General features: G+C 60.0%; 24 protein-coding genes. 13 read left to right on the forward strand and 11 right to left on the reverse strand.

All coding sequences use genetic code 11. From position 1 onward, the window contains the following. Positions 1-13 precede the first annotated feature (13 nt). Genes uppS through VGF98_00530 form a run of 3 tightly spaced genes read left to right on the forward strand, consistent with a single transcriptional unit; the run spans position 14 to position 2,554 of the window. Positions 14-718: a polyprenyl diphosphate synthase gene (uppS, locus tag VGF98_00520; protein ID HEY1680110.1), complete on the forward strand. Its 705-nt coding sequence runs from the start codon at positions 14-16 to the stop codon at positions 716-718. 14 nt (positions 719-732) lie between these two features. Further along, positions 733-1,818, forward strand: coding sequence for a hypothetical protein (locus VGF98_00525; protein HEY1680111.1), 1,086 nt, complete (start codon positions 733-735; stop codon positions 1,816-1,818). A gap of 13 nt (positions 1,819-1,831) precedes the next feature. Continuing rightward, positions 1,832-2,554 (forward strand): hypothetical protein, encoded by a 723-nt coding sequence (locus tag VGF98_00530; protein ID HEY1680112.1) that lies wholly within the window; start codon positions 1,832-1,834, stop codon positions 2,552-2,554. On the opposite strand, the gene VGF98_00535 is transcribed toward VGF98_00530, so the two are convergent. After that, positions 2,526-3,983, reverse strand: coding sequence for an alkaline phosphatase family protein (locus VGF98_00535; GenBank protein ID HEY1680113.1), 1,458 nt, complete (start codon positions 3,981-3,983; stop codon positions 2,526-2,528). The two genes, VGF98_00530 and VGF98_00535, sit on opposite strands and share 29 nt — an antisense overlap. Positions 3,984-4,107: 124 nt before the next feature. On the opposite strand from VGF98_00535, the gene VGF98_00540 reads away from it, so the two are divergent. From VGF98_00540 to VGF98_00560, 5 genes are all read left to right on the forward strand, one after another. Beyond that, positions 4,108-5,286, forward strand: coding sequence for a serine hydrolase domain-containing protein (locus VGF98_00540; protein ID HEY1680114.1), 1,179 nt, complete (start codon positions 4,108-4,110; stop codon positions 5,284-5,286). A 9-nt stretch (positions 5,287-5,295) separates the two neighbouring features. Then, positions 5,296-6,231, forward strand: coding sequence for a hypothetical protein (locus VGF98_00545; protein ID HEY1680115.1), 936 nt, complete (start codon positions 5,296-5,298; stop codon positions 6,229-6,231). A 57-nt stretch (positions 6,232-6,288) separates the two neighbouring features. Continuing rightward, positions 6,289-7,020 carry a helix-turn-helix domain-containing protein gene (locus VGF98_00550; protein HEY1680116.1) on the forward strand — a complete coding sequence of 244 codons (732 nt, stop codon included), beginning with the start codon at positions 6,289-6,291 and terminating at the stop codon, positions 7,018-7,020. Further along, positions 7,020-7,652: a hypothetical protein gene (locus tag VGF98_00555; GenBank protein ID HEY1680117.1), complete on the forward strand. Its 633-nt coding sequence runs from the start codon at positions 7,020-7,022 to the stop codon at positions 7,650-7,652. Before VGF98_00550 ends, VGF98_00555 begins: the two co-directional genes overlap by 1 nt. Positions 7,653-7,748: 96 nt before the next feature. Then, positions 7,749-8,579 (forward strand): DUF5694 domain-containing protein, encoded by an 831-nt coding sequence (locus VGF98_00560; GenBank protein ID HEY1680118.1) that lies wholly within the window; start codon positions 7,749-7,751, stop codon positions 8,577-8,579. 4 nt (positions 8,580-8,583) lie between these two features. On the opposite strand, the gene VGF98_00565 is transcribed toward VGF98_00560, so the two are convergent. The 4 genes from VGF98_00565 to VGF98_00580 all read right to left on the reverse strand — a co-directional run bounded on the left by VGF98_00565 (position 8,584) and on the right by VGF98_00580 (position 13,039). After that, positions 8,584-9,183, reverse strand: coding sequence for a lysozyme inhibitor LprI family protein (locus tag VGF98_00565; GenBank protein HEY1680119.1), 600 nt, complete (start codon positions 9,181-9,183; stop codon positions 8,584-8,586). Further along, complete coding sequence (locus VGF98_00570) at positions 9,180-10,025, reverse strand: hypothetical protein (GenBank protein ID HEY1680120.1); 846 nt, start codon at positions 10,023-10,025, stop codon at positions 9,180-9,182. Before VGF98_00570 ends, VGF98_00565 begins: the two co-directional genes overlap by 4 nt. Before the next feature lie 233 nt (positions 10,026-10,258). After that, positions 10,259-12,073, reverse strand: coding sequence for a hypothetical protein (locus tag VGF98_00575; GenBank protein HEY1680121.1), 1,815 nt, complete (start codon positions 12,071-12,073; stop codon positions 10,259-10,261). Between the two features lie 114 nt (positions 12,074-12,187). Continuing rightward, positions 12,188-13,039 carry a hypothetical protein gene (locus VGF98_00580; protein HEY1680122.1) on the reverse strand — a complete coding sequence of 284 codons (852 nt, stop codon included), beginning with the start codon at positions 13,037-13,039 and terminating at the stop codon, positions 12,188-12,190. A 201-nt stretch (positions 13,040-13,240) separates the two neighbouring features. On the opposite strand from VGF98_00580, the gene VGF98_00585 reads away from it, so the two are divergent. Then, positions 13,241-14,248 carry an NAD-dependent epimerase/dehydratase family protein gene (locus tag VGF98_00585; protein ID HEY1680123.1) on the forward strand — a complete coding sequence of 336 codons (1,008 nt, stop codon included), beginning with the start codon at positions 13,241-13,243 and terminating at the stop codon, positions 14,246-14,248. On the opposite strand, the gene VGF98_00590 is transcribed toward VGF98_00585, so the two are convergent. Both VGF98_00590 and VGF98_00595 read right to left on the reverse strand, forming a co-directional pair. Then, positions 14,245-14,649 carry a Fur family transcriptional regulator gene (locus VGF98_00590; GenBank protein HEY1680124.1) on the reverse strand — a complete coding sequence of 135 codons (405 nt, stop codon included), beginning with the start codon at positions 14,647-14,649 and terminating at the stop codon, positions 14,245-14,247. The two genes, VGF98_00585 and VGF98_00590, sit on opposite strands and share 4 nt — an antisense overlap. 70 nt (positions 14,650-14,719) lie before the next feature. Continuing rightward, positions 14,720-16,063 carry a DUF2079 domain-containing protein gene (locus tag VGF98_00595; GenBank protein ID HEY1680125.1) on the reverse strand — a complete coding sequence of 448 codons (1,344 nt, stop codon included), beginning with the start codon at positions 16,061-16,063 and terminating at the stop codon, positions 14,720-14,722. 84 nt (positions 16,064-16,147) lie between these two features. Between VGF98_00595 and VGF98_00600 the strand changes: the two genes are divergently transcribed. Further along, on the forward strand, positions 16,148-18,208 hold the full coding sequence (locus VGF98_00600; protein HEY1680126.1) for a prolyl oligopeptidase family serine peptidase: 2,061 nt from the start codon (positions 16,148-16,150) through the stop codon (positions 18,206-18,208). Positions 18,209-18,684: 476 nt separating this feature from the next. Here the strand turns inward: VGF98_00600 and VGF98_00605 are convergent, their stop codons facing one another. The 4 genes from VGF98_00605 to VGF98_00620 all read right to left on the reverse strand — a co-directional run bounded on the left by VGF98_00605 (position 18,685) and on the right by VGF98_00620 (position 21,164). Beyond that, positions 18,685-19,587 (reverse strand): hypothetical protein, encoded by a 903-nt coding sequence (locus tag VGF98_00605; protein HEY1680127.1) that lies wholly within the window; start codon positions 19,585-19,587, stop codon positions 18,685-18,687. After that, the gene (locus VGF98_00610) at positions 19,587-20,021 is read right to left on the reverse strand and encodes a hypothetical protein (protein HEY1680128.1); all 435 of its coding nucleotides are present in this window, start codon (positions 20,019-20,021) and stop codon (positions 19,587-19,589) included. The genes VGF98_00605 and VGF98_00610 overlap by 1 nt, the downstream gene beginning before the upstream one ends. A 7-nt stretch (positions 20,022-20,028) precedes the next feature. Beyond that, positions 20,029-20,772: an aquaporin Z gene (gene aqpZ, locus VGF98_00615; GenBank protein HEY1680129.1), complete on the reverse strand. Its 744-nt coding sequence runs from the start codon at positions 20,770-20,772 to the stop codon at positions 20,029-20,031. Positions 20,773-20,837: 65 nt separating this feature from the next. Continuing rightward, positions 20,838-21,164, reverse strand: a complete 327-nt coding sequence (locus VGF98_00620; GenBank protein ID HEY1680130.1) for a DUF1622 domain-containing protein — start codon at positions 21,162-21,164, stop codon at positions 20,838-20,840. Between the two features lie 116 nt (positions 21,165-21,280). Between VGF98_00620 and VGF98_00625 the strand changes: the two genes are divergently transcribed. The 3 genes from VGF98_00625 to VGF98_00635 all read left to right on the forward strand — a co-directional run bounded on the left by VGF98_00625 (position 21,281) and on the right by VGF98_00635 (position 23,900). Then, positions 21,281-21,742 carry a DUF202 domain-containing protein gene (locus tag VGF98_00625; GenBank protein HEY1680131.1) on the forward strand — a complete coding sequence of 154 codons (462 nt, stop codon included), beginning with the start codon at positions 21,281-21,283 and terminating at the stop codon, positions 21,740-21,742. A 375-nt stretch (positions 21,743-22,117) separates the two neighbouring features. Then, complete coding sequence (locus VGF98_00630) at positions 22,118-22,378, forward strand: hypothetical protein (protein HEY1680132.1); 261 nt, start codon at positions 22,118-22,120, stop codon at positions 22,376-22,378. Between the two features lie 340 nt (positions 22,379-22,718). Beyond that, positions 22,719-23,900: a DUF1214 domain-containing protein gene (locus VGF98_00635; GenBank protein HEY1680133.1), complete on the forward strand. Its 1,182-nt coding sequence runs from the start codon at positions 22,719-22,721 to the stop codon at positions 23,898-23,900. Positions 23,901-23,907 lie beyond the last annotated feature (7 nt).

Consider the following 23,907-nt stretch of genomic DNA (forward strand, 5'->3'; position numbering starts at 1 on the left):
ATACAAAGTAAACATGGACCGCAGCGTTACCCCACGTCACATCGCCATCGTCATGGACGGAAACCGCCGCTGGGCACGCGAGCGTGGACTGCCGATCGCATACGGTTATTACCGCGGAGTGGTTGCACTGAAGCGAGTAGTACGCGCCGCAAAACGCAAGGGCGTGGAAGTGGTTACCGTCTTCGCGTTTTCCGACGAGAACTGGCAGCGACCACGGAACGAAGTCGACTGCTTGATGCAGTTGTGCGCGCGTGCCGCCCGCGGCCAACTGCGGGCGCTCGGCAAGGACGGCATCCGGGTGCGGCTATGCGGACGCGTGGACCGGCTTCCGGCCGGAACGCGCGACGCGCTACAAGGGCTGGTCGATGAAACGTCCGCGAATCGCAGGTTGACCCTCAACGTCGCGCTGGATTACGGGGGACGGCGCGAGATTAGCGACGCGGTACGCGCGTTGGTTCGCGAGGTTGGCGCCGGGCTGCGCGACGTCGAATCGATCGACGAACGTGCCGTCGGCAGCCGCCTGTACACCGCCGGCCTGCCGGATCCGGATCTGATCGTGCGCACGGGCGGCGAGCAGCGCCTCTCCAACTTCTTATTATTTCAAGCTGCGTACGCCGAGTTTTGGGCGACGCAAACCTACTGGCCCGACTTCGACGAAGCACATCTGCACGCCGCGCTCGACGATTTCGCGTTACGCCAGCGGCGTTACGGCACCTAACTTCCTCAAAGCCGATGATCGTTCGACAAAACACGCCGTATTTGCGGACATATACTTTGCCATACAAAGTTTTATCAATCGTTGCGTGGACGTGCTTTGGCGGCACCTGCCTGGCGGCGCTACTTTTTCAGCCGCTTTTTTTATACGCCGAGTTTTCGACCGCGTTGCTACTCGGCTTCTTCCTCGATCTCATTGCAATCACGGCGTTTATCGTTCTCGCAAAGGTCGCGCGGGAGATCGAACTGCCGTTGTCCACTCGAGCGCTCCTGACGGCTACCGTTTTAGGTTCGCTCCTGAATCCGCATCTTTGGGACGGAAGACTCTCTGATCTCGATGCGATCGGCTCGTTTCTGTTCGGTATCATGCCGTACGGCTTCCCCTTTTTTACCATTAGCATGTGGGCGGCGGTCGAAGCCGTCGGTGCGACCAAGCGGCGAGCGCGGGCTGCGTTTGCGTACGCCGCCGTTCCCATTTCAATCGCCCTTTGCTATCTGATTGGCGGCCAACTGGCAGACCGGCTGGTGACGACGTCGCTTTCCCTCATGGCCGTTTCGGCTCGCGGCATTCCACATGATGCTCCACAGCTTAGTGCGTATCAGTTAGATCCAGGTAGTTTGCTCTGCGACTGTCGGAGGTTTATCGTCCACGATGGAAGCAACGTCGGCGAATCCCAAGCGTTGCTTCTGCTGCGCCGCGACGGCGGTTACGGCTGTTCCGTCCGACTCAATCGAATCGTATCGGCCGATGATTACGACGTCTCGAGAACCTGCGGAGAAACCGATCACGCCTACGACGCACTCGACGCGGAATTGCTGCGGCCGAAGATGCAGACGGCGATAAAACATCCGGCTACCAGCAGCGGGTATCCGAGAGACGGCACCAAGGCGTTCTTACTGCCGCCCAAACGTCCGGATATCGCCGTGCACGTCGTCTGGACCGGTACACCGATCTGTAGTTGCTGGAACTTCGTGGTCGACGATTGGAAGCACGTTGGCCCAGGGCGAATCGCTGAGATCGTACGGGACGGTCAGAAAGACTGTATGATCAGCGTAACGCGTTTCGCCCGGACCTACTATTTTGTCTCGCAGCTCTGCGAGTAGAGGATCGATACGCGTGAAGAAACTCGAGATTATCTTCTTCGTTGCGACGTGCGCGGTTGCGTTCGTCTTTCATCCGATTTTTGCGTACTCGGTCGGATGGTCGGTGTTCTTGTTGGGCGCGCTGCTTTGGCTCGTGCTCTTCGGGTTTCTGGCGTTCTTCTTCATTTTTGCGAAAAGCATTCCGGTGCCTCTCCCCTATTGGGCGATTGTCGTTTCAGTATTGGCGGGCGGCGATTTGCTGTGTCCGTATTTCCGGTCGCAAGGAATTTTTGCTACGCCATTTTGTCTCATCCCATACGGCTTTCCGTTCGCCTTCGCAGGCGCGTGGTCGGTCGCTGCAGCCCGCAAGGCATGGATTCGTACGGACGCGCGGCTTGTTGCCGTTCATGCAGCCGTGCCGTTCGCATTGTACGCCGCACTGTGGGGCGGTTCGGCCATAGCCAACGCGCACGAATTATCGCAGTTGCAGCGCGAGTTCTCGGCTCAGATGCGCGCCGGCACGCCGGCCGCCCATTTGCTAATGGACGCCGACATCATATGCCCTTGTTGGACTGCGATCGCCTACTACCCGCGCCGTCTCGGCTCACGTGGTGTTGTCGACTACGTTCGCGACGTCTATGCGGGCAGCGACTGCGAAGGCACTGCCGAAAATATTATCAACGCCGACTTCTACTGGGTGCATGTCGATTGTTTCAACCTTCCAACGACTACTCCCGGTCCACCGGCGCATACGTAACCGGTTCGTGCAAGAAATGTGCCTCGTTGAGGCTCGACGGAATCTCGACGAACGTACGCGGACGAATCGTGAACTTGAACATATCGGCGATCGAGGTGACGCTGGCGTCGCGATCGGGATTGCTCGGCGTTCCCATTTGGCCCAACGCGAAGTTGTCTTCGACGAATCGGAGGATGCTGGCGAACTCGTACTGGGTATGCGATAGCGTGCCCTTTTTGACATAGGGTGAAATCACGAGCATCGGCACGCGGAAGCCGAGGCCGCCTTGGTTATCGAAGTGTGCCGGCTCGACCGGATCGAAAAAGCCGCCCCAGTCGTCCCAGGTAACGATAATCGCGGTCGAATCCCAGTAGCTGCTCTTGCCCACGGCGTTGACGACCGACGCGATCCACTCCGGTCCGTCGTATTGCGCTTTCGGTCCGTGGGGATGATCGGAGTCCGCTTCGGTCGGGATCACCCAGCTCATCGACGGCAGCGTTCCGCCGGCGATGTCTTTGAGAATATTGCTTTGCGGGATCGAAACGTCGCTCTTCCAGTCGGGTCCGTTATAGATCGGCGACAGCGTTGCCATCGCGTTCCACAGCGCACCGTTGGTATGGTTCTTGTATGGCGGCGTGTAGTATTTCCAGCTGACGCCGGCGGCATCGAGCAGATCGGGCATCGTTTTGTTGGGATAGGTTAAGCACGGGAACGGGCCCGCATTAACGAGGTACTTGCCCTCAAATGTTAACAGTTGCGTGGTGGTCGCAGGCGGTGCGGCGCATCCCCAGTTCTCCCCGTCGGTCGGAAAGTCGATCAACGTACAGTTCGGTCCGGTTCCGCCGCACGCCGTGTTGGGATAGACCGTGTCGCCGTGCACGAAGTCTTGATGAGCGGTGAAACTGCCGCTGCCTTGCGTTTGGAACAGCATGTCGGCCAAACCGTAGGTCTTGGCCATCGTCCAATAGGGCGCAATCGACGCCGGACTCGCATATTGATAGGGTGCCAATCCGGCCGGATTGTTGCCGAGGATACCTTCGAGGTTGAAGCCATCCATGTCGCACGACGTCTTCGGATACACGTATTCTCTGCCGTCGCACGCCACGTTGTATGCGTGAGAATCGTGATTGATGTCGGGCGCGGGCAGCCCACCTTCGGTGAGCGCCACCGCGGTCTTTACATATTTGTTGCCCGTCTTCTTTAAGTAATAGCCGCTCGTCGCACCCGTAGCGCCGGGAAACGTTGCGAAGAAATCGTTAAACGAACGATTCTCTTGAATCATGAGAATGACGTGCTTAATTTTTCCGCCGCTCGCGCTTTGACCGGGACCGACCGTGCGCGTCGACAGTTGCGCCGCGGACGGAACAGTCGACGTCGCAGCGCCGTTGCATGCCGACAACATGCCGAGCGTCGCGACCGCGGAAAGCAGCCGAATTCTCAAAGACGTCATGCGTTTGTAGATTCTCGTTACGCGCGAGCGCGCCTTCGCTACTATATTCATGACCTACGTCACAAAGACATCGCCCGGCTAACGAGAACGATCGATTCACTAAGCTTGCTTGAGGAGGGCGTCGATGCGTGCGATAACTGTTGCGATGCTGCTAGCGCTAGCGGGAAGCGCAGTTCCGGCAATGCCCGCGAACGCCGCGCTAACTGGTACGCCATCGCCTGCGGACGCCGCCGTGCGGCGCCGAATCGATGCCGTCGTACAGAGCGTGCGTGCGACCTACGGCGGGAAAACGCCGGTACCAGGCGTGCTGATCGGCGTGTGGGACGGGAATGGTGCGTCGTATCAACGCGGCTACGGATACGCAGACGTTACGACTAAACGCCCGATGTCGATAGCGGACCACTTCCGGATCGGCAGTAACACGAAGACGTTCGTCGTCGCCATCATTCTGCAACTCGTGGACCAGGGCAAGCTCGGCCTCGACGACACCGTGTCGCACTTCGATCTGGGTCTCAACGTTCCGAACGGCGACAAGATCACGGTTCGTCAGTTATGCGACATGCGCAGCGGCTTGGTGGAAGCGTACGACGACCCGCGACTCCAGCAAGGGTCGCTCGAACGGGGCGCGACATTTTCGCCGCGTCAAACAATTGCGTGGGCGTTGCGCCAGAAACCGTACTTTGCGCCCGGCGCCGGCTATCACTACAGCAATACCAATTATTTACTGCTCGGGATTATTATAGAAAAGCTGACCCACGACACGGTCGGCGACCAGATCCGCACGCGCCTTCTCGAGCCATACGGCCTCGCCAATACGTCGTATCCGGATACCGAAGGCATGCCCGAACCCTGGGCGCACGGGTACGGATTGACGAAAAGCCGCACGTGGAAAGACATCAGCGGAACGATTCCAGTCGAGCTGATGGGTGCGGCCGGGCGGATGATTTCAAACATGGCCGATATGAGACGTTGGATTCAGATGTACGCGACGGGTAAAATCAGCAAGGCGGCAACGTACAAGGCGCTCAAGTCGTGCGTCTACACCGGCGATGGTAATCTGTATTTCGGGTTGGCGTTGGTCTGCAGCGCGGGCTGGTATGGTTACACCGGCGGCCTTCCGGGATATAACACGGCCGAATATTACTTTCCAGCGAAAGGCGTGACGATCGTTGCGTGGGTCGGCGCGCAAGCTGATACGCCGCCGCCGGGCGTCGCCAGCGCGTTAGTCAGGGGCATAGCCAAAATCATGACGCCAGATAACATCCCGTTCGTTATGGGCGGCAGCGGCCGTTCCGGTCTATAGCGCGTTACGATGTGGCGATTCGTTATTCTCTGGTGTTCCGGCGCGATGCTGCTAAGCGCTTGCGCGGGCTTTCACTCGCCGCCAGGTGCCCAATTGCCGGCCGTTCGCCCGAACGCGCTTTCGGATGCAAAACAACAGGATTTGGTTTATGCATCCGACGAGCAAGGCATAACGGTGTACGTATTTTCCTACGCCACTGGCCAACTGCTTGGAGAACTCAATAACTTTCGATATCCAACGGGCGAGTGCGTCGACCCGGCGGGCAATGTTTTCATCACGAATCAGATTCCGCCGGAGATCCTCGAGTACGCGCACGGTGGAGCTGTGCCGATCCAGACATTAAGCGATCCGTACCTACCGAACGGTTGCGCGGTCGATCCCAGAACGGGCAACCTCGCAGTGGCGAACTTCAACGGGAACGTTGCTCTCTATGCTCGGGCGAAAGGCTCGCCACTGATCTACGCAGATTCAGATTTTACATCTTTTCATTTCTGCGCGTACGATTCGAGCGGCAACCTGTTCGTTACCGACGGCGGTTCTGCGCGATTAGCAGAGCTCGAAGCTAGCGCTAGATCGCTTCGGACGATTCCGATCGATGGGACGCTGGCTGCCGACAGCATTGCGTGGGACGGCCGGCGTTTTGTCATCGCGAACAAAGAGTACGACCAGAAGCCAACACATCTCGCCATTGTGAAAATTGTTGCTAAAAATGCGAAGATCGTCGGCTCGGTTGCGCTTCGCAACTACGTGCTCGGACCGTTCTTCGGGCAGTTCTTTCTCGACGGCAAGTTCGTCATTGGACCGACAGCCGGACCCCAGGGGAACGCACAAAACCTCCGATCGTGGGCCTTCCCGCGTGGCGGCAATCCTATCAAAGCATTTCGGACCGGCGGCGACATCTATGTGACACTCTACGGCGTTGTAGTAAGCAAAGCGCACCCGTAGAGCCCCGTCTTCGTCGGCGGAGAAGGATAGTAGTTGTTCGAACCACTACTACCGACCATGGATCATTCCGAACAGGCACTGATTGGACTAGGCTTTTCAGCGTACGAGGCACGGGCATACGTCGCACTGCTGGGAGCGGGCACGGCGAACGGCTACGAGATCGCTAAGCGCTCGGGGGTGCCGCGTGGCAATATCTACGACGTGCTCGATCGTCTGATCGATCGCAAGGCGGTTACGCGCCGACCCGGTCCCGGCCGCGGACTTTTCGTCGCCGTTTCGCCGGGCCACTTGGGCGACGTTTTGCAGGCCGACCTGAGCGCGGCGATATCGCATGCGACAAGCCTTCTTACCACGATCGCCGAGCCCGTCGTTGCAGAGCCGATTTGGGAAATCGACGGCTACGACCAACTACTGGCGGCAACGCGAGACGCGGTATCGACGGCGCAATCGAGCATCGCCATCGCGCTCTATCCTAACGAAGCCGCTGCGGTAGGCGAACAAGCCGAGATCGCGTTTCGGCGCGGGACGAGCGTGGTGAGCGTTTGCATGGCGTCGTGCGAACGGCCATGTGGCGGGTGCATGGGCACCATCTACCGGCGAAACGCGGCCGCTGCCGGCGACGACACGCAACGATCGCTAGTCGTTCTCAGCGACGACCGATGGGCGATCGCCGGCCGCATCCAGGGAGAACACGCATCTGCAGTTCGTACGGCACAGCCGGCGATCGTCGACCTCGCACGCTATTTCATTTCCGCAAGCATCGCAACTTCAAAGGAGATACAATCGTAATGAAACTTGCTACATTGACCTCATTCGCTGCCGCGTTCGCACTTCTCAGCTCGGCACCGGCCGGCGCGGCCGGAACTTGGCTGCCGAACGTCACCGATGCGCCGTCGCGCTTTTCCGGCCCCGGCGTGTACACCGGACCGCCCGCGTTACCCGTGACGCTGTCGATGATCATCGCCGGCGGTGGTCCGTCGAACTTTAAGACCATTACGTTGGTCAAAGTGTTGGCTGGCGACAAAACCCAAGCCGAGGTCGCTTCGCTCACGAAGAAATTCGGAGCCGACAAAGTAACGAACTTCGTAACGATCTTTCCGTTCGTCGTCAGCGATGCACTTAAGATCGCCAAAGCGAAAGGCGTGGCGCTTCCGTCGACGCCGAATCCCAGCCCGTCAAACGGCAAGGCGCTGGCCGGCGCTCTATGGGCGGCGGGCCAGACTGGTAACGGTTTTAGCGTGGAAGTGATGTTGGATCGCGCCGTTTCGCACGGTATCCACGAACAAGTCATGACCGACATCGACGCCAAGTACGGAATCGCGCAAGACGCCGACTATCACGCCGTGCTCAATCAAGCGATGCACGACTTAGCCGCCGTCTATAACTTCGACGCCGAGGGCCACTCGAAGAGCAGCATGTAATGCCGAATCTCGCGCTCGAATCGAAGGATCCGAGCGCCAGCCCGTTCCGCGCGGAAACATTCAGCCGGGCAAACCCGTATCGGTGGGGTGACCTGGATGTTGCCGCAACTGTTAGCGCGCGGGGGCGCGCTTCTGCTCACGTTCGCGGTTTGCATCGCGCCAAGGCCGAGCGTCTCCGCGGAGAATCCCCCGACCGCGCGCGTCATGATCGTTGGGGTGGCCCACTTTGTGGCGAAAAACGACGTGCACAACTCGACGTTTACCGACAGCCCGCTCTCGGCCGGAAGGCAGGCGCAGATTCGCGAAGTGGTCGACCGTCTCGCGCGTTTCAAGCCGAATAAAGTGCTGGTCGAGGAAACCTACGGCGATCCCGTTTGGAATCAGCGGTACCTAGAGTACCGAGCTGGTACGTTCACGCTTCCGGCGAACGAGGTGTATCAATTTGGGTTCCGCCTAGCGGAGGCATGCGCGAATACGACCATTTATCCCATCGACACATTCGGCCCCACGCTGATCGACGATAGCAGCGCCGACGGGAAGCGCATCGACGCATATCTCGAGGCCAACTTCAAGAACGTTCCAAGTGTGCCGTTCGACGCGTTGCTCGCGCGCCAGGCGGACCTAGAGCAACACGGCACCTACCTCGAATTGCTGCGCTTCCTCAATACCGATGAAGCAATCACGGCAAACGCGTCATGGTATGCGGTAATGGCGGGTAACGGCAGATCGGCTGCCGATGCCGGAGCAGCGTATACTGCGCAGTGGTACACGCGCAACACATATATCTACTCGAATATCTTGAGCGTCGTAGAGCCCGGCGATCGCGTCGCAGTCATCATGGGCCAGGGGCACAAGTTTCTTCTGCGCCAGTTCGTGCAGCTCAACCCGCATCTCACGTACGTCGACGTGGAAGATTATCTGCGCTGAGCGTTTAGCTCCAAAACGTTTCGCCGACCCATGTTGATTCGAGTTGATTTACGCGATCCTCTGTAAGCCGAGTCTCGCACGTGCCGCCGGCCAGCGCGCACCATGCATCTCGATACCCCAACCAGGCGCGCTGCGACGCGGCCAGCTGGGCTCGTTGCGGCGGATTCAGCCGCTCGTTATACAAGCGAACCATCCGGCTCAAACGCACCTCAGCGACCTGCGATACCGGCTGCTCGCTCACATGCGCCGTCCTTTTGGTAAATGCCGATAGTTCCGCCGCGCGCGTGCGACTGGCCGTATCGTTGCACTCGATGAATAACTGTGGGGCGATCGATCCGCCGCTATATAATTGATATTGAAACGAACACGTCTTGGCACGCACCGCCAGCCACGCGGCTTGGGAAGCTTCGAGCTCGCTTGTTTGACGGGGTGATGATTTGAGGTAGGCGATAGCCTCCGAGTAGGTCGTCTTCAATTCGGCCGACGCCGCTGCATTTCGCTTCGACCAGCACACTTGCATATCGATCGTCGTGCCGTTGCTGCACGGGCTCGCCGCGCCGACGGCGGCCATGAGTATCGCCGCCAGCGCGAGCGGTTTGATCACTTCCCGACTACGAGATCGATCGGATACGCTCTGGAACTGTAAGACATTGTCTGGATGAGGTTCGTGCTGTTGGCGGCATAGACCGTGACGTCACCGGTATACTGATTGATACTCATATTGCCGACGTACAGCTTTCCGGCGCTATCGAGTGCTAGGCTGCGCGGATTGCCCACTCCGTCCGTGATCGTCCGAAGTAGGTTCAAACTGCCTGGAGAATAGACCGTCACACTGCCGGCGTACGTTCCAGCCATGTAGTTCGCGACATATAGATTACCGCCGCTATCGAACGCAAACGCGATCGGATTGCATATTCCGTCAGCGGGAGTTATCGTCTGAATCGGCGTCGAGCCATTCGGGGCGTAGACCGATACAGAGCCCCCATTGGAACTCTTACCGCACGTGCCAGTGGTAAAGACGTTTGCCACGTACAAGTTTCCAGCGCTATCGAAGGTAAGAGCTACCGGGGAATCGACGCCTTGCGATATCGTTCGAAATGGTGTCGTCGAGCCCTCGGCATATACGCTGATGGGATGCTCGTTTGACGCAACGTACAGATTGTTTTGCGGATCTAACGCAATAGCTTGGACAAACTTTACTCGGATGCGCTTAATTCGGCGTTCCTTGCCTCCTAGGAAAATTGCCACGCCGTTCTTATCCGCCACGTACAGATTCCCGTCGGCGTCGAAAGCCACGAGTTGGGGCGAGTGTAGTTTTTTCGAGATCGTCTCAACTAATTTCTTTCCGCCGTTGGCGTAAACAAGCACGCTCGAGATTCCCGCAATATAAAGCCGCCCGGCTGCATCGAAGGCCATCCCGGTGGACTGCTCGCCTATAGCGCGCACGAGCTTACGTGGCGAGCCTCTATATACGGCAACCACCGCGGGCCCGCTTTCCTCTGAAACGTACAGCGAGTCGCCCTTGGGAGCCTTCGGTCCGAGCTTCGAGGAAGGGCCGCTTTGAGCGATCGCAGCCGGCTGGACGGAGTTTGACGAGCCGGAACATCCGGCAAACAATAGCGCAAAAGATGCGACTGCTGTCGCGGCATATGGTCGAGGCAATTCGAGTCCCCTTTTCTTTATTCTGGGCGGACGATGACGATCGACGAGCACTCTTCGTCGGCCCACACGGCGCGCCCGTCGGTCGCGCTGGTCAGCACTTCGAACGCGCGCACGATGTCGGCACGCATACAGGCTAACATGCTGCCGTCGTCGTCGAGCGCGAGGTCGACCATGTCGTGTGCGGCGTCGAGCGTCAGCCGCTCACCCAAATTGGTATGTTTTGCGGCGACAACTTGCGTCTTCCAGCCCGTTTGCACGATCAGGTGCGCGATGGTCGAGATGCGCTTGGCGGCTCCATGACGCCGTTGCCACAGCACGTCGGCGATGCGATCGCTACAGTAACCGGGCGAGAGCAGCGATTCTATCTCGAGCGCCGTTGCATCGAGTTCTAGCAGCGTTTGCAGATCGGCCACGGCGAACGCCGTGACGCGGTGGTTTTGCAACTCATCGAGTAGTTCGAGCTCGGACGAAAACTCCGGTCCGGCCAATACGCTGTATTGCGCCGCATATTCGTCACGAAACTTAGCGGCTTCTTCGGGCGCTTGCGTTTGGTTCACGGGATGCTTAGATGTCTTACATTCGATGATTATGCGATACCCGAGCGAGCCGAGGATCGCGTCAGCAATGCCATCGGGCGCGCCACCTCCGCCGCAGTGTTTCGTTAAGAAGCCTAGCTGCGCGAACGCGTCGCATACGGCGATTTCGAAAGCCAACGGGTCGTCCCCCGATCCCGTCTTCTCGAGCCGGTCCATCAACGCACGCACTTGGGCTTCGTCGCGCGGCACCGGTTCGATATCGGGCCAATCGTCGGCCGGTTCGTTGATGCGGAATCGCCGCTGTTCGTCCTGCAGAAACGGCGCCCGCCGCTGGTGCGCCACCTGGCGCGCGATATATTCGGTGAGCGCCGTATAGACGTATTTGCGCTTGGTGTCGGCGGTCAGCAACGCGAGTTGCAAGGCTTCGTGCAGAATCTCGCCGGCCGTACGGGCTTTCCCATCGGAAAGAATCTCGATCGCGGCCTTGATCACGTGGCCGTGCGGGGCCGGTGTATTGCTCATCGTTATGGGCGCACTGTCGAGCCGCTGGTTGGGCATCTGCTCGACCTGCGTCGCAAACACATCGCCGACGTCGTGCAGCCGGGCGGGCATGTCGCGATCGGTAAATGCGCCGGCGGATGCCAGCGACTCGAGTTCGTTCCAGCGCACGGGCGTGCAGACGGTGAGGTCGGGCGGACGCAAACTATAGGGTGCAGCACTGTAGCGGCGCGCGGCGTTGCTGGAGACGTGGACGTGCACTCGGCCGTCGGCGTGCGTGTTGGCCTCGCCCGAAATCAACTCCGGATGGCGGGCGATGGCTTCTCCGCACAGTTCGTGCAGGCGCGCCCGCAGCGGCGCGGCATGGGGTGCATCCGCGAGCGGGATCCACAAGGCGATGCCGTTGCCGCCGTCGATCAACGGCACGCACTTCCACCCGGCTTTCTCGAGCAGCACGTCGCGCACGACGGCTGCGGCACGTTTGACCCGATCGAACCCGGTGCCGGCTCCCTCGAGCAGCACCCGGCCGAAGCGCAAGCGTTCGTCGTCTTCTGGGAGCGGAGCCCAGGTAAAGAACGACATCGCGTATTTAGCGTGGATGAGCCACAACAATTTGGTGTGTGTCAGCGGTACCTGCGTGACGTGATAGACCGCCGGCTTATCCAGTCCGTCGGGGTAGTTGGAATACACGATCGGCGAGTTCGCTAAACTCGCTTCCATGAGTGGGCCGACGAGCCCGTAATGCGCCAATACTCGCGGTTGAAGCGACGTATCGCTTCTCGCGGGCGAGGTCTTCATGTTCTAGCCCTTCGAGTTCACCTCAGGGGCTTTCCTTGCGCTTACCAAACGTGAGCCAGACAGCATCGACCCCGCCGCCGGACGGAGCCGATGTTTCCTGACCTCGATTACTTTTTAGATCCGGCTAACGACGGCCGCGAAGGGTTGGCTCGCGTGTCCGATCGCGTCGGTTTGCGCTCCACCCTCCGGATAGGCAAATATCTTGACCGATTTGTTAACGTAGTCGGGAGCGACAACCGTGTTGCCGTCGATGTACGATTGAAACACGACGCCGGTTCCCTGCAGCACCGTCGACCCGATGACTTTCGAACCCTTCGTCTGATAGATCGTCGCGGGAGCGAGATCGCCGCCTTCATCGGCGACGGTCATATTCTTGCCGTCCCATTGTACCGAACCACCGCTGTTGATCGGCGCGTCGAGCGTGATGTCTTTGAACGTCGTCTTTCCGCGTTGCAATTCGGCGTAACGGAACTGGCCGCTGGGATTGCCGCCATCAACAAAGAGATTGCCCTTGTTGTCATAGCCGGCACACAGCATGAAGTGAATATTCGAGTCGGAGTACACCGTGGGATCGCCCTCCGCTTTGGCGTACACAGAAACGCTGCCCGGTCCGAAGGATGTGGAGTCGTAGTTGGTGACCGCAAGATTTCCGGACTTGGGGTCGACCGCACAACCGTTCGGAGTTTGACCGGCATCTTGTAACGTGACGACGGGCGTCTTGCCGCCGTGTTCGTATTCACTGATCTGCGAGGCGCCGCCATCGACGATCCAGACGTCGCCCTTTGCGTCGACGCACTCGCCGGTCGGACTGGTAAAGCCCGTGAGACGATCGATCAATTTGCCTTTGGGATAGGAGTACACGAACACCGAAGCCGCGGCGTTGTTGGAAACGTAGAGCAAGTCGCCTTTTCGTAGGTCGGGATTGGCGGCCGCGGATCCGGCTGCCGGTGCGGCAGCAGGCATCATCGTGGACGACCCGGAGGACGAACAGGACGCCAGCAGACTTCCTAGAGTTGTGAGGCTCGCGAGCCAGGCGGTCGAGCGAATCTGTGGTAGCAAGCAAGATCTCCGTTCAAAGCAGCACGTTATCGCAAAACGATTGGTACAATTTAGGCAAGCCTAATTAATTGAAATGAAAGAAGTCTGAAGATTGCGAACGTTCATACTATGAACACGGTCCTCGTTACCGGCGGTACCGGATTTGTGGGCGGCCATGCGATTCTGCACTTGCTTCGCAACGGCTACGCGGTTCGAACCACCGTGCGCGACGTCACACGCGCTGCCCCGGTACGCGAGATGGTCGCCGCCGAAGGCGTCGCCGCGGGCGAGCATTTATCGTTCGTCGTTGCCGATCTGGAAAGCGACGACGGCTGGCAGGAAGCGGTCGAAGGATGCGAGTTCGTCCTGCACGTCGCGTCGCCGTTTCCGCTCCAGCACACCGGCCACGAAGACGACCTGATCCGGCCGGCACGCGACGGCACGTTGCGTGTACTGCGTGCGGCGCACGCTGCCGGCGTCAAGCGTGTGGTCTATGTATCGTCGTTCGGTGCGATCGGCTACGGGCACGCCGGCGACGGACCATTTTTGGAAGAGTGCTGGACGAACGTCGATGCAGCCGACGTGCAGCCGTACGTTAAATCGAAAACGTTGGCCGAACGCGCGGCCTGGGGGTTCGTCGAAGGCGAAGGCCGCGGACTCGAATTAGTATCGGTCAACCCGGCCGGGATTTTCGGGCCCGCACTACGCACCGGCACGTCGAGCTCCATCGGTATCATTAAATCGATGCTCGACGGCTATATGCCGGTCGCCCCGCCGATCTATTTCGGCGTGGTCGACGTGCGCGACGTCGCAGATCTATTGCTGCGTGCTGCGACGACGCCGCAAGCGGCCGGCGAGCGATTCATAGCGGTGGCGGGCGAACCACTGTCGCTTCTGGATGTCGCCAAAGCGCTGCATCACGGCTTAGGCGAGCGCGCCGTGAAAGCACCGCACACCGAGTTGACCGAAGCCGATGCGCGGCACATCGCTACCGAGAATCCGCAGGCAGCAGGATGGTTGCCGCAACTGGGCATCGTCCGGCGGACGAATTCAGAAAAAGCGCGCACCGTACTCGGTTGGAATCCGCGACCAGCCGACGACGCGATCGTCGCGAGCGGCGAAAGTCTGCTGCGCTAAGAAGCGGTGGCGGGCGTTGCGGCGACTGCCCGACAGCCGGCGCACAGACCGTGCAGGCTCAATAGCGTTTCGCGGACTTCGATCCCGTATTTTCCGGCAAGTTCGCGCACGCTCTGTTCGGGCGGCAAATACTCGATGTCGTCGACGCGCCCGCAGACGTCGCAGCGGAAATGCGCGTGCGCCGGAGCGACCGCTTCGTAAAACGCCCGGTCGGCGCCCGGGAGTATGATTTCGGACACCAGCCCGAGATCGCGCAACTTGGTGAGCGCGCGATACACCGTGGTGAATCCAAGGCCGGGTTTGCGTTGTGCGGCCAAATCGTGAATCTGTGCCATGGTGAGGTGTACGCCGGGGCCCTGACCGTGCACGATCTCGTGCACGAGCCGGTAGTTTTTCGCCATATGCGGGGTGTTGCTAAGCGCCTCCACGGTGCCCCGATTGTAGCACAGGGCGCCCTTGCCGAAAAGCGCGCTAGCGGGTGCGACGTAAGACGACGATGTCGTCGTGGTCCGAGACAACCGCATACAAGCCTTGCTGCCGGGCGCGCCGGACGACCGGCAAGTGAACTCCGTCCCACGCTGCCGACGCATAGTGCTGGTCATAGACGATGTACTCGGGCATGCTGCGCACGCCGATGCGCGCATTGGGATCGAATCCCAAGTGCGAAAACAGTTCGTCGTAGGTGCCGATGGTCGCGGTTGGCGGAAGGCTTTGCAGCATCGCAGTGGTTTCGGCATCGCGTGCGTTTGGCACGCGCACGAAATGACCGATGTGTAATGGGCTGAACGCGATCGACACGACGGTACAGAGTGCGGCGGCTGTCCAGGTCCAACGGCGACCGCCAGGTTGCGAGCGTTCGAACAGTCGCGCCCCGGCGATGACGAACGCCACCAGCACGTACGGCACCCAGACTGCGGCGTAATGCTGGCCCATGGTGTAGGTGAGCGGCTCGCGCGAAGCCAGCACTTCGGCAAAGCCGGGTAACGCAAGCACTAGCGTGCGCGAGCGCAACGGTACGAAGGCCAGCGGCACGAACGCTTCGAGCAAATACGTGATGCGGCCGAAGATCTGCGTTTGCCACGGCAACGCTTTCGCATAGCCGGCCCATTCGTAGAAGTGTTGCGGTACCCAACCCCCCGGTGCGCCCGCCAACGCTCGAATGGCGGTGAAGTACGTCGCAAACACGACGATCGACGCCGCGAACAGCGCGATGCTGAAAACGGTGGCGCTGCGTTCTTTGCGTTGTGCGAAATACACGGCACCGACGAGGCCGACGAACGCGAGGGCGGTGGACTGATCTTCTTTCGATGCGAGCGCGACGGCCGCGAACAGGGCGGCCCAACCGAAACGGCGTGCATCGATGGCCCACAGTAGAGCTGCGATGGCCGCCGGCACGAACGCTACTTCGTGAAAATCGGTGAAGGTGACGCCCTGGAGCGGCGGATAGAGCAGCGCGACGCAGGCGAGCGCAGCAGCGCTCCAGTCGCTGGTTCTGCGACGCGCGATCGCGAACAACGGAGGTGCGACGAGGGCGGTCGCGATCGCTTGCGCGGCGACGAGCACGAGCGGCGAGTGAGCAAGCCACAACGGTGGCGCCAGCACGTACAGAATCGGTGAGAAATGGTAGGCGAAATGCGACGTGCCTTCGACCGTGTTGTGAAAGCCGTGGAACGCGGTCGCGATCGTTTGCACGAACAATCCGAGATCGGCACCCGAGTGAAACGTCGCGTAACGAGCTGCTCCCAGCACGAAAAAGACGATCGCGTAGGCGAGCGTTGCGGCAGCGACGGCGCGCCGCGGGGTGAGCCCGTGCATCGCCACTTCTTCTGCGCCGGCTTCGGGGAACGCTTCGCCGCTTTTTGTAGCAGGCGCGTTCGACCGGCGTGAGAACGCTCCGCCATGCGCGTTCTTCTTCTCTCATTGGGGCTGGCGCTGGTTTTGACGGCCGGTAGCGCGGCATCCGCACGAACGTTACAGATTTCGGACGCCGCTCGGATCTTGAATTTGGAAGAACCGGCGATATCGCCTGACGGGCAGACCGTCGCGATGCTGATCTACCATCAGGATTTGGTGCGAGCCGAAGACGTTCCATCGCTGGTGTTGGTCGATGTGGCGTCGGGCCATATGCGAACGATCGTTCGCGGGCGCGACGTCGCGGTGCCGCGCTGGTCCTCGGATGGTGCCCGTTTGGCGTACCTGGCTGCGGACGCAAACGGCGTGGTGCAAGTCTATCAGCGCTCGCTCGACGGCGTGGTACGCGTCACCCAGAGTCCGACGGATATCATCGACTTCGAATACAGGCCAGACGGACGCGAGATCGCGTATGTCGCGGCGGACCTGCCCGCGAATCGCGTCGCATTGGCAAAGCATCACGACTATTTCTTTGCGGGCAATAACGAGTACACCGCGACGGCACTCACCCCGCCCGATCACTTGTGGGTGATCTCACCCGACGGCGGCCGTGCGCGCCGCCTAACCAGCGGGTCGTGGACGATTGCACCGACGGATCCGGGCGGCATCTTCACCTCGCAGTTCGCGTGGTCGCCGGATGGACGGCGCATTGCGTTTACGCGTGTCGCTACACCGTTCGCCGGCGACGACGAGCTATCGACGATTTGGGAGGTCGACTCGCGCGGCGGCACACCTACGAAATTAACTGCTTTGCCTCAGTTTGAGTTGAGTCCGTCGTACGGCGCAAAAGACTCACTTTTGTTCTGGTATCCGGCCGGAGGCAACTTCTTGGCGGAAAATACGCTGATGCTGTCTCACGGCGCATTGGGTCATGGCATTAGCGCATTACTGCCGCAGTTCGATCGCAACGTCGCTGGGACGTTGTGGTTTCCAGACGGGCAGCGAATGCTCGTCTGCGCGAGCGAAGGCACCCAAGTAAAAGCATGGGAAGCGGACTTGCCGCATCATGGGCCACCGCCGGGCTTCGAAGTGCAAAACGGTATTGTGCCCTTCGATCTTGGGTCAAGAAATATTATCTGCGATCCGTATTCGAGCAGCACCTTCGATGCGGGCATAGCGGCGTCGTTTGCGCGTAACGGCGGCTTAGCTTTTCTAGCGAACGACGCACGACACGCGCGCGAATTGTTCTTTCTGGCTGCCGGCGCGCACACGCCGCGACAGGTAACGCACCTTAATTCGTTCCTCGATTCGTTGACGATCGGCGATATGCGCCGGATCGAATACAATGGGCCGAACGGGTTTGCGGAAGACGGAGTCGTGACGGTGCCGCCGCAATACGATCCGAAGAACCCGAAACGCTTTCCGATCGTTCTATTGATTCACGGTGGCCCCGGACTGTCGAATAACCTCGAGTTCGCCTGGGAAGACTGGCCGCTCGCACAGTTGATCGCTTCACGTGGGTATGTGGTGATGCAGCCGAACTATCGCGGGAGCGACAATCTGGGCAACGCGTATATGCTCGCGATTCAAAACGATACTGCCGCGGGGCCGGGCACCGACGTGATGGCCGGTTTGGCCGCGGTTGAGCGCGAGCCATATGCGGATTCGACGCGGGTTGCAGTCTCCGGCTGGTCGTATGGCGGGTTGCTCACGACGTGGTTGATCGGCCATAGCCACATCTGGCGCTCGGCGGTTTCGGGCGCGGCAGTGAACGACGAGACTAACGAATATGACACGTCGATTTCTAACGTTCAAAACACGTATTATCTGGGCTCGTCGCCGTATGTTGGCGATGGCCTGCACATTTATGCCGAACAGTCGCCGATCACGTACTACAAAGACATCACGACGCCGACGCTGATTTGGTCGACCGTCGGCGATCCGGTGGTGCCGATCTCACAGTCGTACGCGCTGTATCACGCGTTGACGGACAACCACGTCGAGAACAAGTTCCTTGTGTTTCCAGCCACGACCCATGGTCCGAGCAATCCGGTGCAGCGCGCCGACCTGACACGTTTCTGGATCGATTGGATTGAAAGGCACCCCTGACGCCTGGCCTCATTTTTCGACCCTAGGGTTTTCGGACTAGACTCAGCTAAGCAGTTCACAATTTTTTGAGCGCGGATCCGTTCCGATCTCCCGACTCGAGCTACAGGGTACCAAAATCGGACGCCGACACCTTGGAAAAATCCAGTACTCGCTTGTGGAAAACTCCGAAACGAGTGGACTAAGTCTAGTTCAGATTCGCTAGTGGCGGCGTGCCAGAAGCCGGCGGGGTACGAGACGGCTTCGGCCAGCGAGGTGGTGTGAGACGGCCTCATTTTGTTACAAAAGAATGAACAGCGACTATCCGACCTTCGTGAAGCCATGCGGATCGGCATTGAATCGGTCGAGCCGCCCGAGTTAGTAACCGCCCGAACCCTTCACGGCGCTCGCGACATCTCGCGCATCATGCACGCACCGCAATAGCAAAGGCGCCGGCTGGACAACAGCCGACGCCCTTTCTAGTTGATGAGAAGCTGACTCTATTGCGATTGCAGCGTGAGGTTGTTCTCGTTGACGGCGTAGTTGCCGGCTGCAACTTGACCGTTCGGGTTGGCGCAGATCACGCCGTTATTCGGGCCGTAGATGACCACGAGGTTGGGCGATCCGCACTGCACTTGCTGCAATCCGTAGTTGGATAACAGCGTGGCACCAGGACTGCTCTGCTGCACTTGGTAGGACGTGTACGTCTGATTCGAGTTGACGACGGCGCCCATGACGGCTGCAGTCGTCGCTCCGACGGCGAATGCCCCCCAGAATCCGCCACCCCAGTAGCTGGGATACGGCGTCCAGACGGCCCCGTGATTCCAGCCCCAGGCCGGTCCGCGGTACACCGGGTTCACGACGACCGTTCCGTGGTAGCCGTAGCCGTTGTAGCCGTTGTAGTTGCGGTTAACGTTCACGTTGTTGTTGTTGACGGTCTTGTTTCCGCTGTTGATGTTGTTGTTGTTTCCGTTGCCGTTGTTGCGGTTACCGTTGTTATTTCCGCTATTATTGCCGTTACCGTTACCGTTACCGTTACCGGGCTTATTGTTGTTGTTGCCATTGCCGTTGCCAGGCTTGTTGTTGTTGTTGTTGCCATTACCCGGCTTGCTGTTGCCGTTACTTGCGGTATTGCTGGGACGGTTCGGCTGTTGTTGCGGCCGTTGCTGCTGCTGCGGCGGCTTGTAGCCCGGGCGCGACGACGGGACGTCGTTGCCCATGTTGAACCCGCGGCCGGGATTAGACGGGGCCGGGCGCGAGGCAGTTTGGCGAGACGGTGCGGAACGGCCGCCTCCGCCGCCGCCGCGGCCACCACCGCCGCCACCGCCGCCAGGACGTGCTTGCAAACCGGCGGTCGACGAAGCGAAGAACGCGATCGCGATGACCAATGCTATCTTTTTCATTATGGCGTTTTCCCGTCGATCGTGCCACTGCCGGTGATATACGTGCCTTTGTTGGTCTTAGCAGAGAATATGACCGAGTTCGGCGCGATTTTAATGGTCGATAACGGCAGCATCACGTCAGCGTCCGTCAGGTTGAAGTAGAACGTCGCATTCACGAACGGAATAACGTGCGGCGTACCGTCTTCGTCCATCGACAGTTGCTTAGCGTTGCACCGCTTGAGCCCGTTGTCTTCGACACACGAGCCTCCGCTAATGATAACGGTCGACCACTTGTCGGCCGACGTCAGCATCAACGTTTTACCGACGATCTTTATGCCCACGTCGGTATACGTGCTGATCGAATTGTTGTTCTGTTGAATTTTCAGCGTGCCCGTCGCCCAGGCTGGAGCGGTCATCGCCACAGCCAAAGCGGCAATGCTGACAAAATATCGCATTCCCATGTTATCGCGCTCCTGGAAGGTCGCCGATGACCGGTTCGACGCTGGTTTCTTCACCGAACAGGATGGGATATAACAGGCCGGCGAGACCGCCCCCGATCAATGGCGCGACCCAGAACAACCATAGTTGCGATAGTTCCGCACCGCCTCCCATGGCCGCGAAGATGGCCGGACCGGTGCTTCGTGCCGGATTAACCGATGTATTGTCGATTGGGATGCTGATCAGATGGATGAGCACGAGCGCGAGACCGATGGCCAAGCCGGCGAACCCGACGGGGGCGCGCTTATCGGTCGAGCCGAGAATCACCATCAAGAAAAAGAATGTCAGGACGATTTCGGCAATGAGCGCCGAGGCCATATTGTAGCCGCCCGGCGAGAGTGCGTCGAAACCATTCGATGCGAACTGCCCGACCGTGAATCCCGGCTTGCCGGATGCAATCGCGTACAGTACGGCCGCGGCGGCGATAGCGCCGATGACCTGAACGACGATGTACGGGATGACGTCACGAGCGGGGAAGCGTTTGGCCAACCAGAGCCCGACGGTTACCGCCGGATTGATGTGGCAGCCGGAAATCGGGCCGATCGTGTAGGCCATCGTTAACAGCGTTAGTCCGAACGCAAACGCAACGCCGACAAAACCGATGCCGAGCGATGGAAAGCCCGCCGCGATGACGGCGCTTCCGCAGCCGCCGAAAACGAGCCAGAACGTACCGATAAACTCTGCCGCTAGTTGCCGAGATTTCGCCATGCTGATCCTCCTATTCATCCTAGTATAACAGAACCGCGATAGTTACCAGCCGGATACTTCCGCGCTCAAGATTTCCCCCACGATTGCGACTCGCGAAGGTCACGAGCTAATGAGGCATTGAGGAACGTACGGATGATGGCGATTCCCGCAAGCTGTCCGATCGACGTCCATGACGGGTGAATCGCGGTGCGGACGATATCCGCGGCAAGCGTAAACTCGAGTGCGAGTACTAGCCAAAGCGCAAAACGCGTCCAAATCTGCCGGCGCCCGCGCGTCTTGTCGGTCCGGGCAAAGAATCCGGCGCCGATCCCGTAGACAGCTTCCAACGCTGCGCCCAAGACGATGAGGGCCGCCAGCGCCTCTACGAATTCGGCAACGACCGAGGAAAACATGGTCAACAGCTCTTCCATCGCCTCTCAGGGTATCGGAAGCGGTCTGTCGGTTTGGAGGGGCCGTCTTGGACAGCCCGGCGCGGGAAGCCCCGGCGGGTGCGTATCGTGGGTTTGTTATGCCTTCCGAACCGATCACGTCCGAATCGGCGTCCGACAAGATCAACACGGAGCTATCGTCGCGCCGGACGGGGATGTCGTTTCAGCGCACCCGGATGAGCGCCGATCGAACCCTGATGTCGGTGGTGCGGACGTCGCTGTCGCTGATCGGCTTCGGGTTTACGATCTACCAGGTTTTTCAGAAGCTGCACGATTCGAAAGCGATCGGCAGCGACGCGTCGGCTCGGCATTTCGGTCTCGCGCTCGTGTTTCTCGGCGTTTTGATGCTGGTGCTTGGGATTATTTACCAGCTTCGATTCATGGTCGAGCTACGAGCCCAACGCGTGGCGATGGCCAGCCAAGGATTGATCCACGCGGAAAGTAATTTCCCTCCCTCCATGACCCTGGCCACCGCAATCATCTTGCTGGGAATTGGGATCGCGGCGATCGCCAGCATGATCTTCAACGTGACGTTGTTTTAGGACGCGCAACGCATCCGATAGCTCATGCATCGAACGGATTGGACTCTGCACGCCATCGAACGCAGCACCTGCGCCGATCGCGAAGACCGGCACTCCCCCGAGACGACAACGAACATCCGCAAGCATCCGAGTGAAATCGACGTTTGCGGCGCCGATATGAAGCCCCACGGCTGCCGAACCGGACGCCGCCGCGATGCTGTGCAGTTCGGGCGGAGCTAACTGTCCGAGGAAGACGCTACGATATCCGATTTCGGCGGCGACGACGGCGGCAAGCAGCGCGGCCGCCGAGTCGGGTTCGCCAGGGAACGTCGCCATAATACATGACGGAGCCGCTGCATCCGGAGCATAGCGTTCGAAGAACTGGGCCGACACCGAATGAATCCCCTCGGCCAACATCGTTCGTTTGGTCGCGCGAACGTGCGGATCGTCGGCGGAGTACTCTATTTCTTCCATCAGCGGGCCGACGATGCCGTCGCAAAATTCGACGGCGGAGTGCATCGCGCCGATCGTAACCAAACTGGAACGCAGCCGAACGAAATCGTACGCGGCAATGAGGCGCAGCAGGTGTTCGATTGGAGAGTCGAGGTCGTCGCCGACCTGACGCTCGAAGCGAACCAGTTTGCGCAAGGCGCCTAAGGGCAGATGCGCGATGTGCGAAATCGACTCACCGGCGCCGACTGCCTCTCGTAACAGCGTCAGGCGCCTGACATCCTCGTCGGAAAACAGCCGTTGCCCGCCGCGGCCGCGGGCAGGACGTACGGCAGAATAACGCTTTTCCCAAGCGCGGATGGTGTCGGCCGTCAGATGCGTTAAACGCGAGACAGCCAAAATGGACAAACCGCTCACGCTAATCCCCCACACCTCCGAGGACGGTCACCGGTCCCCAAACCATACCAGGTAGCGGTTGCGAAAACCTTGGCCGCCCTGTCCAAGACGGGGCGGCGAACGCGGGCGTCAAAACGATTACGTTCGTAAGATGCCGGTTGGCGCAGTCGACGCCTGTGTGTGGGGATATCCGCTCGTGCTGTTCGATGCAGCCGCGCGCCGAAACGCGCAGAGCGACGATGCGGCTTTAGCCGGCGTCAGCATGCCGAACGACGACCTCGCCGTTCGGACGGCTTGGATCGATTTGCACCACAGGCCGGTGGCCCTTAGGGCCGACGAAACGACTCGCTACTATTCGCTTTCGCTGTTCGATGCGTGGGGTCGCAGCTTCGCATCGCTGGGCACGCGCACGACCGGAAATCAACGGCAAACGTACGCAATCGTTACGCCCTCGTGGGGCGGCACCGCACCGAACGGCGTGCGCACCATCGAAGCGCCCACCAATCGGGTCGCGGTAGTGGCGCAGACCGTGAGGGCCGATGGCGACATTGCGGACTTGCAGGTTTCGATTGCCCCGATCGGCCCGCGTGATAACGACCGCGCAACAGCGATCGCCGATGCATCGGGAAGTCCGAGTGGATCGGTCGCCGATGCGATCGCACATGCCGGCGGTCTTGCGTTTTTCGAGCGCTTGCGCGGGCTGTTGGACGATTCGGGACGATATTCGAGCGCGATCGGGTGGCGCGACGCGATCGACGAAGTACTACGAAGCGATTCGCGCGCGCTCGCGGCGGGCTTTACCGAGGCCCTTGGCTACATCGAATCGGGCTTGCCGGTGACCGCTACGGTCGACGGATGGGAAGCGCAGCAACGGTTCGACGCACGCAGTACCGCCTATCTCGAACGCGCTCGCTCGTGCCGTTTTCATTTTTTGGCCGGCGACGAGCAAGACGTGTTGTACCGCTTCGCGCGCACCGACGATGCCGGACAGCCGCTGCATGGCGCGCGGGCGTACCGCCTCCATTTCGAAGGATGGAACCGGCCGCCGGCGCGTGCATTTTGGTCGCTGACCGCGTGCGACAAACAGTTGCGGCGGCTGCCTGCAGACGTCCGACATTCGAGCATTCGATCGCGCGACAATCTGGTAAGAAACGCCGACGACTCGCTGGATATTACGATTCAGCGCGCCCCCCCGGACGAATCGAGCGTCAACTGGTTGGCTCTCCCCGACCAAGCATTCGGGTTGATTTTCCGGCTGTATTGGCCGCGGCCGGCAGCGCTGAGCGGCGTATGGTCGCCGCCCGCGCTTCACGCGGTGCGAGTTACAGCATGAGTCGAAC

The organism is Candidatus Tumulicola sp., assembly GCA_036490475.1.
GTDB lineage: Bacteria > Vulcanimicrobiota > Vulcanimicrobiia > Vulcanimicrobiales > Vulcanimicrobiaceae > Tumulicola.

Coding starts and splice junctions, on each gene's coding strand:
- uppS (HEY1680110.1), top strand. CDS start 14: ATGGACCGCAGCGTTACCCCACGTCACATCGCCATCGTCATGGACGGA.
- VGF98_00525 (HEY1680111.1), top strand. CDS start 733: ATGATCGTTCGACAAAACACGCCGTATTTGCGGACATATACTTTGCCA.
- VGF98_00535 (HEY1680113.1), bottom strand. CDS start 3,983: ATGACGTCTTTGAGAATTCGGCTGCTTTCCGCGGTCGCGACGCTCGGC.
- VGF98_00540 (HEY1680114.1), top strand. CDS start 4,108: ATGCGTGCGATAACTGTTGCGATGCTGCTAGCGCTAGCGGGAAGCGCA.
- VGF98_00545 (HEY1680115.1), top strand. CDS start 5,296: ATGTGGCGATTCGTTATTCTCTGGTGTTCCGGCGCGATGCTGCTAAGC.
- VGF98_00550 (HEY1680116.1), top strand. CDS start 6,289: ATGGATCATTCCGAACAGGCACTGATTGGACTAGGCTTTTCAGCGTAC.
- VGF98_00555 (HEY1680117.1), top strand. CDS start 7,020: ATGAAACTTGCTACATTGACCTCATTCGCTGCCGCGTTCGCACTTCTC.
- VGF98_00560 (HEY1680118.1), top strand. CDS start 7,749: ATGTTGCCGCAACTGTTAGCGCGCGGGGGCGCGCTTCTGCTCACGTTC.
- VGF98_00575 (HEY1680121.1), bottom strand. CDS start 12,073: ATGAAGACCTCGCCCGCGAGAAGCGATACGTCGCTTCAACCGCGAGTA.
- VGF98_00580 (HEY1680122.1), bottom strand. CDS start 13,039: ATGATGCCTGCTGCCGCACCGGCAGCCGGATCCGCGGCCGCCAATCCC.
- VGF98_00585 (HEY1680123.1), top strand. CDS start 13,241: ATGAACACGGTCCTCGTTACCGGCGGTACCGGATTTGTGGGCGGCCAT.
- VGF98_00590 (HEY1680124.1), bottom strand. CDS start 14,649: ATGGCGAAAAACTACCGGCTCGTGCACGAGATCGTGCACGGTCAGGGC.
- VGF98_00595 (HEY1680125.1), bottom strand. CDS start 16,063: ATGCACGGGCTCACCCCGCGGCGCGCCGTCGCTGCCGCAACGCTCGCC.
- VGF98_00600 (HEY1680126.1), top strand. CDS start 16,148: ATGCGCGTTCTTCTTCTCTCATTGGGGCTGGCGCTGGTTTTGACGGCC.
- VGF98_00605 (HEY1680127.1), bottom strand. CDS start 19,587: ATGAAAAAGATAGCATTGGTCATCGCGATCGCGTTCTTCGCTTCGTCG.
- VGF98_00610 (HEY1680128.1), bottom strand. CDS start 20,021: ATGCGATATTTTGTCAGCATTGCCGCTTTGGCTGTGGCGATGACCGCT.
- aqpZ (HEY1680129.1), bottom strand. CDS start 20,772: ATGGCGAAATCTCGGCAACTAGCGGCAGAGTTTATCGGTACGTTCTGG.
- VGF98_00620 (HEY1680130.1), bottom strand. CDS start 21,164: ATGTTTTCCTCGGTCGTTGCCGAATTCGTAGAGGCGCTGGCGGCCCTC.
- VGF98_00625 (HEY1680131.1), top strand. CDS start 21,281: ATGCCTTCCGAACCGATCACGTCCGAATCGGCGTCCGACAAGATCAAC.
- VGF98_00630 (HEY1680132.1), top strand. CDS start 22,118: ATGAATCCCCTCGGCCAACATCGTTCGTTTGGTCGCGCGAACGTGCGG.
- VGF98_00635 (HEY1680133.1), top strand. CDS start 22,719: ATGCCGGTTGGCGCAGTCGACGCCTGTGTGTGGGGATATCCGCTCGTG.